This is a genomic window from Aquidulcibacter sp. (assembly GCF_020253525.1).
Taxonomy (GTDB): domain Bacteria; phylum Pseudomonadota; class Alphaproteobacteria; order Caulobacterales; family Aquidulcibacteraceae; genus Aquidulcibacter.
The window spans coordinates 1-16,692 of sequence record NZ_JADCBK010000074.1; the positions used below are offsets into that span (position 1 = coordinate 1).

Genomic DNA, 16,692 nt, shown 5'->3' on the forward strand with positions numbered 1-16,692 from the left:
CCTCATCTGAAACGCTTCTGCGAACAGGGGCGATGTTGGCGATGCCGCCACGCGCGACCAAATCCTTGCTGTCGTCTGAATAGCGCAGGCCAGCCGTCAAGGCCAAGCGGTCGCTTGGCTTATAGGTCAAGGAGCCGAACAAAGCCCAAGAATCGGTGTCCTGGGTTTGGCGGGCATCGGTGAACACACCGGTTGGGGAGAAGAAGCCAAGAGAGAAGATCGAAAGTTCTTCTTGGAACACATAGGCCCCAACCTGCCAGCTAAATGCGCCATCGCCATTGCTGGACAGACGTAATTCTTGTGTGACTTGTTTGTGGTCGTCCACGCCGTCAGCCGTATCCGAGCTGAAGGGGATGAAACCTGGGCCAACACCAGCCACGCCGCCATCGATGTCGCCGCGGCCATAGAAGCTTAAGGTCTCATAGCCTGTCACCGAGGTGAGGGTTACGTTGCCAAAGTCATAGGCGATGCGAGCGGTCAGGCCTTTTGATTCCAGCTCTTGGTTATTGCCTTCACCTTGGTCATAGCTGACTCGATCTGCAACAAAATTGCTGTTGAGGCCGCGCTGGCCTCTGGTTATGACGTTGGCGCGGAAGATTTGTGAGGTGCCCTCGAGCTTGCGGGCATGCGCATTCAGCAAGATGTCGAGTTGGTCGCTGGGCTGGATACGCAATTGGGCGCGGATCGCACGATCATCAAAGCCACCCAGATTCTTTTCAGCCAAGGGCCCTGTGTTGGTGATCCAGTCATCTTGGCCGGTCAACAGCGCAGATACGCGGAATGAAACCGTGTCGCTGATTGCCCCACCCAAAGCACCTTCGGCATCCCGGCCGCCAAACGAGCGGAAGCCGCCCTTCAAATAACCGCTCGATTTGCCATTGGGCTTCACGCTGTCGAATTTGACGATACCGGCTGGCGTATTTCGGCCAAACAACGTGCCTTGCGGCCCGCGCAAGACTTCAATGCGCTCCACGTCAAATACAGGAAAACCTTTGAGAACTGGGTTTTCAAACACGACTTCGTCATAGATTAGCGATACAGGCTGCGAGGCGTTGAGGTCGAAGTCCGAATTGCCAAGTCCACGCAGATAGAAGCGGGGGAAGGTTCGGCCGAAGGAGCTTTCGACAACCAGCGATGGCACGCGACCAGAGAAAGCGTTCATGTCTGCGCCGCCCGACGTGAGCGTCGTGAGCGCATCACCACGCACTGTCGTCAGCGAGGCGGGCACGTCTTGGCTGCTCTCTTCGCGCTTGCGAGCCGTCACGATAACGGTTTCGATGCCGGTTGGTTCTTCGGTTGCAGCTGCGGTTTGCGCAGCGGCCAATCCGGGTGCGAATGCCAGCGTGCTAAAGGCAACAGCACTAACCGAAGCCAAGGCGAGGTGACGTGTAAATCTCATGTGAAGTCCATCCTGATTGTGTAATCGCCAATCCGTTGTTTCGCCCCAGTAAGACCGGAGTGGTCGAGGAGGAATCTGAAGCGCCGAATTGCTGATGGACGAGTTGGCTAACGTGCGAACACGGATCAATCTACCTTGGAGATGGTGAAATTCGCCGCATGAGCGACTCTATTTGTCGTGTGTTGCGTTGCTGCAACAATTTGACGACAGTTTTTCGTTGTGGGGATACTCGTTAGTCAAATGGCGTATTGTCACTGCGCAGATAGCATCAAACAATGCGACTTGTTTCACTTGCCCCCCTTGCGTCAGAAGGGGTGTTCGGGCATATGCGGCGGTCCGCGCCCAAGGTCTAACGCCTTCGGGCGCGGCGCGCTTTAGGGGTTTAGCTCAGCTGGTAGAGCATCGGTCTCCAAAACCGAGGGTCGTGGGTTCGAGTCCCTCAGCCCCTGCCAGGCGCGGGATAGTAATGGGAACAGGGTGGCCTCGATTAAGGGGTTGCTCAACGGAATGCAAAACAGGAACGATTGGGGCTGGCGCTTTCGGGTTGCCCGCACCACCTAAAACATCATGGCACAAGCACCAACCACGCCCACTCCGGCTCCAAAGCCTGCGGTCAAGAAGTCTGGCCTCGTCCAGTACTTTAAGGACGTGCGTTCGGAAATCCGCAAGGTTTCCTGGGCGTCGCGCAATGAGACTTTGGTTTCGACTGTTTTCGTATTTTTGATGGTCGTGGTTGCCGCGATCTTCTTTTTCTTAGTTGACTTGCTGTTGCGCAGCGCAGTTGGTTTCATACTCGGCATTGGCGGGGGACAATAGGTTGAGCGCCAAATGGTATATCGTGCACGCTTACTCGAACTTCGAGAAGAAAGTTGCAGAACAGATTAAAGAGACTGCCGCCCAGAAAGGCTTGGCCGACAAGGTTGAGCAAGTTCTGGTGCCGTCAGAAGAAGTGACAGAGACTGTCCGTGGCCGCAAACGCGTGAGCGAGCGCCGCTTCTTCCCCGGCTATGTTTTGGTGAAGATGGAGTTGGATGACGCCACCTATCACTTGGTAAAGGACACCCCGAAGGTGACCGGATTTTTGGGTGCTGATGCGGGTAAGCGTCCAACGCCTGTGTCTGAGCGTGAAGTTCAGCGCATTCTCGGCGTGGTCGAAGACGGTGTTGAGCGTCCAAAGCAAATTGTTTCGTTCGATTTGGGCGAGAAGGTGCGGGTTATGGATGGCCCATTTGCTTCCTTCGAAGGCCATGTTGAAGAAGTCGATGAGACGCGTCAGCGCCTCAAAGTTGCAGTTTCAATCTTCGGCCGGTCAACACCGGTTGAACTTGAATATGGGCAGGTGGAAAAGCTCAGCTAATCCACCGGTTCATGAGATGTGGGAGGTTCGCGCAAATTAAGCCAGCGCGGCCGGACCACGTAACCCTCGATCTTCCAGCTGGGCTGGTCAGATCGAAAAACCCAAGCACACCTGAATAGGGTGGCTTTTAGGAGTGGGACTATGGCGAAGAAAGTTCTCGGGCAAATTAAGCTCGAGGTGATGGCAGGCGAAGCAAAGCCTGCTCCACCAATCGGGCCTGCGTTGGGTCAACGCGGCTTGAACATCATGGAATTCTGCAAAGGCTTCAACGCCAAGACGCAGGAAATGGAAAAGGGTACCCCTTGCCCAACCGTGATCACCTATTACCAAGACAAGAGCTTCACCTTTGAGATCAAGACGCCACCTGCGTCGCACTATCTCAAAAAGGCTGCCGGTCTCTCGAAGGGCTCGTTGAAACCAGGTCGTGACCGCGCCGGTTCGGTGACCATGGCCCAGTGCCGTGAGATCGCTGAAAAGAAGATGAAAGACTTGAACGCTATGGACCTCGACGCCGCGACGAAAATCATCGCTGGCTCGGCACGTTCCATGGGCTTGGAAGTGGTGGCATAATCATGGCTAAAGTTGGAAAACGGCTCGCAGCCGCCCGCACAAGCGTTGTTGCTGAAAAGCTCTACACCTTGGAAGAAGCTATCGCGATCGTGAAAGCGAATGCCAAGGCCAAGTTTGACGAAGGCGTGGATATCGCTGTCAACTTGGGCGTTGAACCAAAGTATGCTGACCAAATGGTCCGTGGTGTCTGTAATTTGCCAAACGGTTCTGGCCGTTCGGTTCGCGTGGCTGTGTTTGCTCGCGGTCCCAAGGCAGACGAAGCCCGCGCTGCTGGTGCCGAAATCGTCGGCGCAGAAGACTTGCTCGAAGAAGTGCAGGGCGGCCGCATGGACTTTGATCGCGTGATCGCAACCCCAGACATGATGGCCCTCGTTGGTCGTTTGGGTAAGGTCTTGGGCCCGCGCGGCCTGATGCCAAACCCAAAGGTCGGCACTGTGACCATGGACGTCAAAAAGGCTGTTGAAGATTCCAAGGGCGGCGCTGTTGAGTTCCGCGTGGAAAAAGCTGGTATCGTTCATGCTGGCATCGGCAAAGCAAGCTTCACCGAAGCGGCTTTGGTTGAAAATGCCCGCGCATTGGTCGACGCCCTCGTGAAAGCAAAGCCAACCGGCGCGAAGGGCACCTATGTCCGCCGCGTTTCGATGTCCTCGACCATGGGTCCTGGCGTCAAGGTTGACACCGCTTCTGCGATCAACGTCCCAGCCTAAAGAATTGATGGGCAGGCTTTAGGGTCTGCCCGTCCTACCCATTCAAACGGGGGCAACCCCGCGCGAATGCTCTGGTTTGTGTTGTTATCAAGCTAGAGCAACCTGTCCGAGATCATGGATGCCAGTGATGGCTTAATCAGAGAGGAGACTTTCTGGTCCACGTTAGACGGGAGCGAGTGTAACTGATGATAGGTTTGGCAACAAACGGATCAGAGGTCCTTCGTCCCCGGGCAGGCCTGTCGCCGCCCTTTCTTTGGGAGGTGGCAGTCACCGATAGATGGGATGGTCCCATCTATCAAACCTGAGGAGACCGCGATGGATCGGACCGAAAAGGCCGAAGTCGTCGAGACACTGAAAAGCGTCTTTAACGAGAATACCGTTGTTGTGTTTGCACACTACACCGGAATGACCGTCGCGGAATTGACGGACCTCCGCATCAAGGCCTCGGCCGTTGGTGCGGGCGTGAAGGTGGTCAAAAACCGCCTCGCGAGGCTGGCACTTGAAGGACATCCGGGCCACGGCGCCCATGTGCTCCTGAAAGGCCCGACAGCTGTTGCATTTTCGGAAGACCCAACGGTCGCGCCGAAATTGATGGCAGACTTCGCCAAGTCGAACGACAAGCTCGTTCTGACTGGGGGCTTCATGGGCGCAACAGTGCTCGACGCCAATGGCGTCAAGTCGCTGGCTACCTTGCCATCCTTGGACGAGCTACGTTCGAAACTCATTGGCGTTATCCAGGCACCAGCCCAGAAAATCGCTGCTGTGGTTCAAGCACCTGCCGCCCAATTGGCCCGCGTTCTGCAGGCACATGCCGACAAGAATGCTGCGTGACGTCCGTCGTCCGCGATACCACTTACAAACTTATCCAAGTCAGGAAACACGAAAATGTCTAAACTCGAAAAGTTGGTCGAAGACCTGTCCGCATTGACCGTTTTGGAAGCTGCTGACCTCGCAAAGCTTCTGGAAGAAAAGTGGGGCGTTACGGCTGCTGCTCCTGTGGCTGTTGCTGCAGTTGGCGGTGGCGCTGCTGCTCCTGCTGAAGCTGCTGAAGAGCAAACCGAATTCACCGTCGTTCTCGCGTCGTTCGGCGACAAGAAGATCGAAGTGATCAAGGAAGTTCGCGGCATCACCGGTCTGGGCCTGAAAGAAGCCAAGGACCTGGTCGAAGCAGCTCCAAAGCCAGTCAAAGAAGGCGTGTCCAAGGACGAAGCCAACAAGATCAAAGCTCAGCTCGAAGCAGCTGGTGCAAAGGTCGAATTGAAGTAAGCTTTCAGCGTAAGCTGAAAACAAAGGCGGGCACCTCTGTGATGGAGGTGCCCGTTTTTTGTGCCCAAAATACTGTGCGCCGCCTTCTATGCTTCACGGGCCCGTGAACAAAGTAGAAAGGAAAGCGGGTGTATTCTCATTCCGCAATGCGATCCATGGCCCAAGACTAGCCGAAGGCCGCACAAAATTAGAAAGCGTGCCGTCTCGTGTTTGCCATCCATGCTTCAAACCCCATTATGACCGCACTCTTCTTGCTGTCAGCTTTGGTATCTATGATCGTGAGCTTGTTTCGGTGGCTGGATCGTAGCGGGCGGATAGCCCATCCATTCGATGCGGTAACGGCGCTGGGCTTTGTTGGTCTTTTCATGACCTGGGGCGTGTTTGTGCCGACCGATGCCTGGGCAACGCTGACTCATCAGCCCGAGTCTTGGATTTTTGGCTCAGAGCAGTTTGACGGCGGGATCGTCGAGACCGCCACCGTACTATTCTATGCGTTGGCGATTGCGTGCGCCCTCGTCCTTTTCCGGCGTGCCAGTAGCATTTATGGTGCGAAGGCAGCGCCCATGTGGCGGGTTATTCTGATGATGGGCATCTTTGGCTTTGTGGCCATGATCGGTGAAGAAATCAGTTGGGGCCAGCATTGGCTGGGCTTTGCTACCCCGGAAAGTCTGGTTGAGGTCAATCTACAGCATGAGGCGAACCTCCATAATTTGGTTTCCCCACGTCTCTACGACGCGCTTTATCAGGGTTTGGGTTGGTGCCTCATCCTCCTTCCGCCTGTCGCCCATCATTATGGGGAGTCTTTGGCGCATCTAACCATTGTGCGGTTTCTGCGCGATTGTTTCTGTTGGCCGGCTGTCTACGGCTTGATGGTCAGCGCCGGCATCTTGTTGCAACACGAAGTCTTTGAAGAATTGTCGGAAATGGTTCTCGCCTTTACCGTATTTTACACTCTGTTAAGCTTGGTGGTGCGGACAAAAAAAGGGCCAGGTTTCCTTCAGGCATAAATCTGCTGTGATGACTGCCTGATCCCCCTTTACTTGCAGGGCGACGTAAGACATACGCACCTCGCACCTTCATATCTCCACGCTACGGTCCCACACGCCTGCGGGACCGTTTATTGCGTTTGAAGGGGGCTTTTTCCCGAGCAGGCAATCATTCGGCAGCCTGCGCGCCCAGCCCCCGCTGGATGATCGCGCGGCCCCACAAGAAGGGAAGAGCGATGGCTCAATCGTTCACGGGTAAGAAACGTATTCGTAAATCTTTCGGCAAAATTGCCGAGGCAGTGACTATGCCGAACCTAATTGAGGTTCAAAAAAGTTCCTATGACCAGTTCCTTCAAAAAGATGTGCCGCAAGAATTGCGCCGCGATGAAGGCATTGAAGCTGTCTTCAAATCGGTGTTCCCGATCAAGGACTTCCAAGAGCGTGCCGTTCTGGAATATGTCTCTTTTGAGTTTGAGCCTCCCAAGTTTGATGTGGATGAATGTATCCAGCGCGACTTGACCTATTCGGCTCCTCTAAAGGTCAAATTGCGTCTGATCACCTTTGAATCCGACGAAGATACCGGTGCAAAATCGGTTAAGGATATCAAGGAACAAGACGTCTATATGGGCGACATTCCTTTGATGACCGACAAGGGCACGTTCGTCGTCAATGGTACCGAGCGCGTGATCGTCTCGCAGATGCACCGCTCGCCAGGCGTCTTCTTCGATCACGACAAGGGCAAGACCCACTCGTCGGGCAAGCTGTTGTTTGCAGCCCGCGTCATTCCATACCGTGGTTCGTGGCTTGATTTTGAGTTTGATGCCAAGGACGTTGTCTATGTTCGTATCGACCGCAAGCGTAAGCTGCCGGCGACGACCATTCTCTATGCTTTGGGCATGGACGCAGAAGAAATTCTGTCGACCTTCTACAAGACCATCACCTACACGGCCGCTGAAGGCGGTTGGCACATTCCGTTCGTGCCAGAGCGTTGGCGCGGCCAGAAGCCAGCCTATGATCTGATCGATGCAGCGACCGGCAAGGTGGTGGCTGAAGGCGGCAAGAAATTGTCGGCTCGCAACGCGAATAAATTGGCCGAAGAAGGTGTTACCACCTTGTTGGTGCCAGACGATCAATTGATTGGCCGCTTTGCAGCCTTCGATATCGCGAGCGCCGAAAATGGTGAGATCTATGCCGAAGCCGGCCAAGAGTTGAGCCATGTTCAAATCGTGGAAATGCGCCAAGCTGGCGTGACCGAAATCGACGTCTTGGATATCGACAATGTCACCGTTGGTCCTTGGATGCGCAACACCATCGTTCTGGACAAGAATGACGGCCGCGAAAGCGCTTTGACCGACATCTACCGCGTGATGCGTCCTGGTGAGCCACCAACGCAAGAAACCGCGCAAGCCATGTTCCAATCCTTGTTCTTCGACAAGGAGCGCTATGATCTCTCGGCCGTGGGCCGCGTGAAAATGAACATGCGCCTCGACCTCGATGTGGATGACGAAATGCGCGTTCTGCGCAAGGAAGACATCATTGAAGTTCTGAAGGTCTTGGTTGGTCTGCGCGATGGCCGTGGCGAAATCGACGACATCGATAACCTCGGCAACCGCCGCGTCCGTTCGGTCGGCGAATTGATGGAAAATCAATATCGCGTCGGCCTGCTGCGTATGGAGCGTGCGATCAAGGAACGCATGGGCTCGATCGATATCGACACCGTCATGCCGCATGATTTGATCAACGCTAAGCCAGCCGCCGCTGCCGTGCGTGAGTTCTTCGGCTCATCGCAATTGTCGCAATTCATGGACCAAACCAACCCGCTGTCGGAAATCACCCACAAGCGCCGCTTGTCGGCCTTGGGCCCCGGTGGTTTGACCCGCGAGCGTGCAGGCTTTGAAGTCCGCGACGTGCACCCAACCCATTATGGCCGTATCTGCCCCATCGAAACGCCAGAAGGTCCGAATATCGGTCTGATCAACTCTTTGGCGACGTTTGCGCGCGTCAATAAGTACGGCTTTATCGAAAGCCCGTATCGCCGGGTGATCAATGGCAAGATGCAAGAAGAGGTGATCTATCTCTCGGCAGTTGAAGAAGCCAAATATGCGATTGCACAGGCAAACTCGCCCGTGGATGAAACCGGCTATATCACCGAAGAATTGGTCGAAGCCCGTCAAAACGGCGATGCCACCATTCTGCACCGCGATCTGATCGAATTCATCGACGTGTCGCCCAAGCAGGTGGTTTCGGTAGCTGCGGCCCTGATCCCATTCTTGGAAAATGACGACGCAAACCGCGCTCTGATGGGCTCGAACATGCAACGTCAGGCCGTGCCTTTGGTGAAAGCCGAAGCACCTCTCGTCGGCACCGGCATGGAAGGCGTTGTGGCGCGCGACTCTGGCGCTACCATCGTCGCCCGCCGTCCCGGCATCGTCGAGCAGATCGACGGCACACGTATCGTTGTGCGTGCGACTGAAGAAACCGATCCAACCAAGCCAGGCGTTGATATCTATCGCTTGATTAAGTTCCAGCGTTCAAACCAAAACACCTGTATCAACCAGCGTCCTTTAGTGCGGGTTGGCGATTTGGTCCGTGATGGCGACATCATCGCCGATGGTCCATCGACGGATCTGGGTGAATTGGCTCTAGGCCGTAACGTGCTCGTCGCGTTCATGCCTTGGAACGGTTACAACTTCGAAGACTCCATCTTGATTTCCGAGCGCATCGTGCGCGACGACGTCTTCACCTCGATCCACTTGGAAGAGTTTGAGATTTCGGCACGCGATACCAAGCTCGGCCCCGAAGAAATCACCCGCGACATTCCAAACGTCGGCGAAGAAAGCCTGCGGAACTTGGATGAAGCAGGTATCGTGGCCATTGGTGCGGAAGTGAATCCAGGCGACATTCTGGTCGGCAAGGTTACGCCAAAGGGCGAAACCCCCATGACACCAGAAGAAAAGCTCTTGCGGGCGATCTTCGGTGAAAAGGCCTCTGACGTTCGCGACACCTCTTTGAAAGTGCCACCTGGCGTTCAAGGCACGGTTGTGGAAGTCCGCGTGTTCAACCGCCACGGCGTCGACAAGGACCAGCGCGCGATGCAAATCGAGCGTGAGGAAATTGAACGTTTGGCCAAGGACCGTGACGATGAGTTGGCAATCCTTGAGCGCAACATCTATGGCCGCTTGAAGGAATTGCTGGTCGGCAAGGAAGGCCTGTCGGGTCCAAAGGGCTTCAGCAAAGGCGAGATCACCGAAGAAACCTTGGCAGACTTCTCCAAGGGGCAATGGTGGCAGATCGCCATTGCCGATGAAGCGGCGATGGGCGAAATCGAAGCCATTCAGAAGCTGTTCCAAGATGCAAAGCGCAGCTTGGATGCCCGCTTTGAAGACAAGGTTGAAAAGCTGCGTCGTGGCGATGAATTGCCTCCAGGCGTGATGAAGGTCGTCAAAGTCTTCGTGGCAGTGAAGCGCAAGCTGCAGCCCGGCGACAAAATGGCCGGTCGTCACGGCAACAAAGGGGTTATCTCGCGCATCACCCCCATCGAAGACATGCCATTCCTCGAAGATGGCACCCATGTTGATATCGTGCTGAACCCCTTGGGCGTGCCATCGCGGATGAACGTGGGTCAGATCCTCGAAACCCACTTGGGTTGGGCCTGCGCGGGCCTTGGCAAGCAAGTCAAGGACGCCTTAGAAGCCTATGAGCGGGCAGGGGACAAGGCACGCTTTGTCGAAACCTTGACCAGCATTTATGGCCCGAATGAGGAATTGCCAACCAGCGAAGAAGACCTGAAAATCTTGGGTCGGAACCTGTCGTTCGGCGTTCCGATTGCAACCCCTGTGTTCGACGGTGCACGCGAAAGCGACATCCGGGAATTGTTGCGCCGCACGGGCAATGATGAAACCGGTCAGAGCACGTTGTATGATGGCCGTACCGGTGAGGCGTTTAAGCGCAAGGTCACCGTGGGCTATATCTACATGCTCAAGCTGCACCACTTGGTGGATGACAAGATCCACGCCCGTTCGATCGGTCCATACTCGCTCGTCACCCAGCAGCCGCTCGGCGGTAAGGCACAGTTTGGCGGTCAGCGCTTTGGGGAAATGGAAGTCTGGGCGCTGGAAGCCTATGGCGCCGCTTATACCCTGCAAGAGATGTTGACGGTGAAGTCCGACGACGTCGCTGGCCGGACCAAAGTGTATGAGAGCATCGTGCGCGGTGATGATACGTTCGAAGTCGGTATCCCTGAATCGTTCAATGTTTTGATCAAGGAAATGCGTTCCTTGGGTCTGAACGTGGAGCTGGTTGAAGGGATGGGGGCTGCTGTTGGCGATGGTGCTGGCGGACAACTCCCACCGAAGAAATAATCCACATTTGATTGAGTTTGCGGGGCGTGGTTTGCACGCTCCGCTTTGTTCTCTTCACGAGAACGGGAGACTGGGTTCTATGAATCAAGACGTGATGAACATCTTTGGCCCACAAGCCATTGCCCCACAATTCGACAATATCCGCATTGCTTTGGCCAGCCCCGACCAAATCAAGGCTTGGTCCTATGGCGAAGTGAAAAAGCCAGAAACCATCAATTATCGGACCTTTAAACCCGAGCGCGACGGCCTGTTCTGCGCCCGTATCTTTGGACCGATCAAGGACTATGAGTGCTTGTGCGGCAAGTATAAGCGTATCAAGTATAAGGGCGTCACCTGCGAAAAATGCGGCGTGGAAGTTACCCTGCAGCGCGTGCGCCGCGAGCGCATGGGCCATATCGAATTGGCTGCACCTGTCGCCCACATCTGGTTCTTGAAGTCCTTGCCATCGCGCATTGCTTTGATGCTGGATATGGCGCTGAAGGATGTTGAAAAAGTTCTCTATTTTGAACGTCACATCGTGATCGAGCCAGGCATTACGCCTTTCACAGAGCGTCAGCTGATCGATGAGAACGAGCTTTATGAAGCCCAAGACACCTATGGCGAAGACAGTTTCACCGTGGGCATTGGGGCCGAAGCTGTTCGCACCATGCTGGAAGCCATCGATCTGGAAGAGACTGCTAAGCAGATCCGCATCGACATCTCTGAATGCACGACAGAGCTGAAGCCAAAGAAGCTCGCCAAGCGTTTGAAGCTGATCGAAGCCTTCATGAATTCTGGCAACCGTCCAGAATGGATGATCATGACGAACATCCCCGTCATCCCACCAGAATTGCGCCCCTTGGTGCCTCTGGATGGTGGCCGGTTTGCAACCTCTGACTTGAACGACCTCTATCGCCGCGTGATCAACCGCAACAACCGTTTGAAGCGCCTGATTGAGCTGCGTGCGCCAGACATCATCGTGCGCAACGAAAAGCGCATGTTGCAAGAATCCGTTGACGCCTTGTTCGATAACGGCCGTCGCGGTCGCGTCATCACCGGCGCCAACAAGCGTCCGCTGAAGTCCTTGGCCGACATGTTGAAGGGCAAGCAAGGTCGCTTCCGTCAGAACTTGCTTGGTAAGCGCGTCGACTATTCTGGCCGTTCGGTGATCACCGTGGGTCCAGAATTGAAGCTGCATGAGTGCGGTCTGCCCAAGAAGATGGCTTTGGAATTGTTCAAACCCTTCATCTACCAACGCCTGGACGCCAAGGGCCTGTCCAGCACGGTGAAGCAGTCGAAGAAGCTCGTGGAGAAAGAGCGTCCAGAAGTGTGGGACATTCTCGATGAAGTGATCCGCGAGCATCCCGTGATGTTGAACCGCGCACCGACCTTGCACCGCTTGGGCATCCAAGCCTTCGAACCAAAGCTGATCGAAGGTAAGGCCATCCAGCTGCACCCGCTGGTCTGTACCGCGTTCAACGCCGACTTCGACGGCGACCAAATGGCTGTTCACGTGCCTTTGTCGATTGAAGCCCAGCTTGAAGCCCGCGTGCTGATGATGTCGACCAACAACATCTTGAGCCCTGCAAGCGGCAAGCCCATCATCGTGCCAAGCCAAGACATCGTCTTGGGTCTCTACTTCTTGTCGATTGAGCGCGATGGCGAAATCGGCGAAGGCAAGGCCTTCCGGGACTTGGGCGAAATCGAAGCCGCTTTGGATGCTGGCGTGGTGACGCTGCACTCGAAGATCAAAGCCCGCTATGTCGGCGTGGATGAGGACGGCAAGCCCGTCACCAAGACGATCAACACGACCCCAGGCCGCTTCATGATTGCGGATCTGTTGCCCCGTCACCCCAAGGTGCCGCCAACGATCGTCAATCAGTTGATGACCAAGAAGGAAGTCTCCAACATCATCGACCAAGTCTACCGCTTCTGCGGTCAGAAGGCGACGGTGATCTTTGCAGACCGCATGATGCAATTGGGCTTCAAGGAAGCTTGTAAGGCCGGCATCTCCTTCGGCATGGCCGACATGGTTGTGCCACCTGAAAAGGAAGCCATGGTCGAAGCAACCCGGACCAGCGTGGAAGAATATGAGCAACAATATTCTGATGGTCTGATCACCAAGGGTGAGAAGTACAACAAAGTCGTGGATGCTTGGTCGAAATGTACCGACCGCGTGGCAGATGCGATGATGGAAGAAGTCTCGAAGCTGCGCCCCGGTCGCGACGGCAAGACCTTGGAGATGAACTCCGTTTACATGATGGCCCACTCCGGTGCCCGTGGTTCGAAGAACCAGATGAAGCAATTGGCCGGGATGCGCGGTCTGATGGCCAAGCCATCGGGCGAGATCATCGAAACGCCGATCATCTCGAACTTCAAAGAAGGCCTGACGGTTCAGGAATACTTCAACTCCACCCACGGTGCGCGTAAAGGCTTGGCCGATACCGCATTGAAGACCGCAAACTCGGGTTACCTGACCCGTCGTTTGGTCGACGTGGCGCAGGATTGCATCATCACCGAAGAAGATTGCGGCACCTCGATGGGGATCGAGTTGCGGGCTGTCACCGAAGGGGCGGAAGTCATCGTCTCCTTGGAACAGCGCATTCTGGGCCGGACCTTGGCGCAAGACGCCGTGGACCCACAAACCGGCGAAGTCCTCTATCCGCAAGACACCTATGTGGATGAAGATATTGCCATCGCCATCGAAAAGGCGGGCGTGCAGACCATTAAGGTGCGTTCGCCGCTGACGTGTGAAACCCGCAACGGTGTGTGCGCGACCTGCTATGGCCGTGACCTTGCCCGCGGTACCCGCGTCAACCATGGTGAAGCTGTTGGCGTTATCGCGGCCCAATCGATTGGTGAGCCTGGTACGCAGCTGACCATGCGGACCTTCCACATTGGTGGTGCGGCTCAGGTGGCCGATACCAGCTTCATGGAAGCCGGTCTTGATGGGGAAGTTCGCTTCATCAACCGTGCAACGGTGAAGCGCGATGATGGCGATTTGGTCTGCTTGAGCCGCAACATGGTGATCGCCGTGTTCGATGGTGAAGGCAAAGAACGCCAGTCCTTCAAATTGCCATTTGGTGCGCGCATCCGGGCAGAAGACAAGACCAAGGTTGTTCGCGGCCAGCGTCTGGCCGACTGGGACCCGTTTGCAACCCCAATCGTCACCGAAGTTGGCGGGCGCGTGCGTTTGCAAGACCTCGTGGACGGTGTTTCGGCCCGCGACGAGTTGGACGACGCCACCGGCATTTCGTCCAAGCGCGTGATCGATTGGCGCGGTTCGAAAGCCAATAACGACCTTCGCCCAGCCGTTGCTCTGCTCAATGAAGATGGCAGCTTCGTGAAATTGGCCAATGGCGCAGACGCGGTCTACACCTTGCCAATCGATGCGATCTTGTCGGTCACAGATGGTGAGTTGATCGGGCCAGGTGCCACTTTGTCGCGTGTTGCGACCGGTGGGGCCAAGACCCGCGACATCACCGGCGGTCTGCCACGCGTGGCAGAATTGTTCGAAGCCCGTCGTCCGAAAGATCATGCGATCATCGCAGAAATCGACGGTCGGGTAGAGTTCGGTAAGGACTATAAGAACAAGCGCAAAGTTCTGATCATCCCCGATGATGAGACGCTGGAGCCCGCAACCTATCTGATCGCCAAGGGTAAGCACTTGTCGGTTCAAGATGGTGACCGGATCAAGCGCGGCGAATATCTGCTCGATGGCAACCCAGCCCCACAAGATATCTTGGCGGTTCTGGGCGTGGAGGCTTTGGCCGAATATCTGGTTGAAGAAATCCAGAAGGTCTATCGTCTCCAAGGCGTGGGTATCAATGACAAGCACATTGAAACCATCGTCCGCCAGATGTTGCAGAAGGTGGAAGTCACCGATCCAGGTGATACCGACATGATCAAGGGCGATGCCATTGATGAAGTCGATCTGATCGATGAAAACGCCCGCATGAAGGAATTGGGTCTGCGCGAAGCAACCGCAGAGCCAGTGCTTCTGGGCATCACCAAAGCCTCGCTGCAGACACGTTCGTTCATCTCGGCCGCGTCGTTCCAAGAAACCACCCGCGTCCTCACCGATGCGGCGGTCAATGGCAAGCACGACACCTTGGAAGGGCTCAAGGAAAACGTCATCGTGGGCCGCCTGATCCCAGCCGGTACCGGTGGTGCACTGCGCCGCTTGAAGGCAATTGCCGCCTATCAGGATGCCGATGCTGCGATCGAGCAAGAAAGCGCGATGGAGCCATTGCCTGCCGAAGTGGCCGGTATGGACGTTGTCGACCTCGGCACCGAATAGGCTTCTCTTTCCACGTTTATCTCAAAAGGCCCCGGAGTAGTTCGGGGCCTTTTTTGTGCTTGGGTTTTGCCGCGCAGACCCCACGATGCCATCCCCGCCGGAACGACGTGGAGAGCGGGAACCTCCGCGAGTTTACGGCATAAGATCCCCGGTTGGCTGACGCCATCGGGGATGACGTCGCTGAAAGTAGCATTTCCGTCTGCACCCATTTTGGTGGAAGCGCCGTTTCACCAAAATGGATCGTCTCCCGGCGCAGCAAAGCTGCGCACGTGACTACTCAGATGTCGCACGGACAATTGAAACAGCGGTTAGGTGACTAGAATGAGCGCCAAAGCGTTTCCACGTTCTTCAACTCGATGCGCATGTGCAGACTCTAAAGAAGAAGGAGACCGGCACTTCCCACACACGCTGCTCACAACCGCCTCACAGAAAAGTGAGAAAGGCTTAACGCCTCATGGTTAAGCTTGGGGCCAACAAAGCGAAGGATGCGGCCATGAAGCGTGTGTTGGCAGGTATTGGAATTGTAGCCTTGGTGGGCGTGATTGGAATTGGTACGGCCAAGGCCTTGATGAGCGGTGAGGCACCCCATGCTGCGGCTGAGGCAAAGCACGATGCCGCCGATGCCCACAGCGCGCCCGCCGCCCACGAAACCGCCGATGCACACGCCGCCCCGGAGAAAGAAGAAAAGTCGATTCTGTCGCATTTGCTTCCTGGAAAAGAGGGCGCGCATTGGGACTATGAAGGCGCTAATGGGCCGGAAAATTGGGGCAAGATGGCCGAGGCCAATAAGGCTTGCGCCTCTGGCCAAGAACAATCGCCAATTGACTTAACAGGCGGGGTGGATGCGGAAGTTTCCAATATTGCGCTGCATTGGAATCCCGGTGACTGGAGCGTCGTCAATAATGGTCACACCATCCAAGTTGAGGGCAAGGATGGCGGCTATGCCACCATTGATGGCGAGCGCTTTGATCTCATTCAATTCCATTTCCATACTCCGTCTGAGCACACAATCGATGGACGCAATTATCCGATGGAAGTCCATTTCGTGCACAAAAATGCCGAGGGCCGGCTGGCAGTCATTGGTGTCTTGATGATGCCAGGCGGGGAAAATCCCCTTTTCTCAACCATTATGGAAAAGGCCCCGAAAGACGAGGGCTCTGCCAGCTTGGGTATGATTGAGCAGCGCGGCATGATCGCGCCTATTGATGGGGTTTATCGCTATCAGGGCTCTCTCACCACACCTCCTTGTTCTGAAACGGTTTTGTGGACTGTTTTGTCGACGCCAATCTTGGTCTCGCAAAAGGATGTGGAAGCTTTCCAAGCTCTGTTCCCGATGAATGCCAGACCCATCCAACCGGTCAATCGCCGCTACGTCTTGCGCGATTAACCTAAGCGCGGCGCGGTGAGGGGCCTTGTCCCCCCAATTTCATCGCTACCGGAACACCTGGAGTGCAGGGAACTCGTGGTACTTTGCGGCACAAGGTCTGGGACTCGGCTCCGCCGTCCGGGATGATGTCGCTTTTGGTTTCTTTCCTCTGGAAGGCTTTGGTGCAGGCTCTGCCTACACCAAAGGCCATACGTTATTGTTCGTGGGCGATTGGTCGCGTCAAGTCCAGATTTCCTTTGGAAATCTGCCGCGGAGCGGCGCGAAGCGGACTTGACCCGTCAAATCGCCCAATCATGCTAGAAGAAGCGGTTTGGTGGACCGGAAGGATCACCAAAACGCTTCTAGATAGAAACTCTCCCCACCCCCACGATGTCATCCCC

The 16,692-nt window shown here is 55.6% G+C and carries 11 protein-coding genes and 1 tRNA gene; 11 read left to right on the forward strand and 1 reads right to left on the reverse strand.

Annotated features, from left to right (window positions below; all coding sequences use genetic code 11):
- On the reverse strand, positions 1-1,399 hold a 1,399-nt coding region (locus tag IOB61_RS09890; protein ID WP_290815818.1), incomplete at its 3' end, for a TonB-dependent receptor.
- 376 nt (positions 1,400-1,775) lie between these two features.
- On the opposite strand from IOB61_RS09890, the gene IOB61_RS09895 reads away from it, so the two are divergent.
- From IOB61_RS09895 to IOB61_RS09945, 11 genes are all read left to right on the forward strand, one after another.
- Positions 1,776-1,851, forward strand: a tRNA-Trp gene (locus tag IOB61_RS09895).
- Between the two features lie 115 nt (positions 1,852-1,966).
- A complete protein-coding gene (gene secE, locus IOB61_RS09900; RefSeq protein WP_290815821.1) occupies positions 1,967-2,215 on the forward strand; it encodes a preprotein translocase subunit SecE in 249 nt (82 codons plus the stop codon).
- A gap of 1 nt (position 2,216) precedes the next feature.
- On the forward strand, positions 2,217-2,756 hold the full coding sequence (gene nusG / locus IOB61_RS09905) for a transcription termination/antitermination protein NusG (RefSeq protein ID WP_085339889.1): 540 nt from the start codon (positions 2,217-2,219) through the stop codon (positions 2,754-2,756).
- A gap of 141 nt (positions 2,757-2,897) precedes the next feature.
- Positions 2,898-3,326, forward strand: a complete 429-nt coding sequence (rplK, locus tag IOB61_RS09910) for a 50S ribosomal protein L11 (protein WP_085339888.1) — start codon at positions 2,898-2,900, stop codon at positions 3,324-3,326.
- A gap of 2 nt (positions 3,327-3,328) precedes the next feature.
- Complete coding sequence (rplA, locus tag IOB61_RS09915; protein ID WP_085339887.1) at positions 3,329-4,033, forward strand: 50S ribosomal protein L1; 705 nt, start codon at positions 3,329-3,331, stop codon at positions 4,031-4,033.
- 315 nt (positions 4,034-4,348) lie between these two features.
- Positions 4,349-4,864, forward strand: coding sequence for a 50S ribosomal protein L10 (gene rplJ, locus IOB61_RS09920; protein WP_085339900.1), 516 nt, complete (start codon positions 4,349-4,351; stop codon positions 4,862-4,864).
- A 54-nt stretch (positions 4,865-4,918) separates the two neighbouring features.
- A complete protein-coding gene (gene rplL / locus IOB61_RS09925) occupies positions 4,919-5,299 on the forward strand; it encodes a 50S ribosomal protein L7/L12 (protein ID WP_085339886.1) in 381 nt (126 codons plus the stop codon).
- A gap of 206 nt (positions 5,300-5,505) precedes the next feature.
- The gene (locus IOB61_RS09930) at positions 5,506-6,306 is read left to right on the forward strand and encodes a hypothetical protein (protein ID WP_290815830.1); all 801 of its coding nucleotides are present in this window, start codon (positions 5,506-5,508) and stop codon (positions 6,304-6,306) included.
- Between the two features lie 215 nt (positions 6,307-6,521).
- Positions 6,522-10,646, forward strand: coding sequence for a DNA-directed RNA polymerase subunit beta (rpoB, locus tag IOB61_RS09935; protein ID WP_290815833.1), 4,125 nt, complete (start codon positions 6,522-6,524; stop codon positions 10,644-10,646).
- A 79-nt stretch (positions 10,647-10,725) separates the two neighbouring features.
- On the forward strand, positions 10,726-14,925 hold the full coding sequence (rpoC, locus tag IOB61_RS09940; protein WP_290815837.1) for a DNA-directed RNA polymerase subunit beta': 4,200 nt from the start codon (positions 10,726-10,728) through the stop codon (positions 14,923-14,925).
- 493 nt (positions 14,926-15,418) lie between these two features.
- Positions 15,419-16,312: a carbonic anhydrase gene (locus IOB61_RS09945; RefSeq protein WP_290815840.1), complete on the forward strand. Its 894-nt coding sequence runs from the start codon at positions 15,419-15,421 to the stop codon at positions 16,310-16,312.
- Positions 16,313-16,692 lie beyond the last annotated feature (380 nt).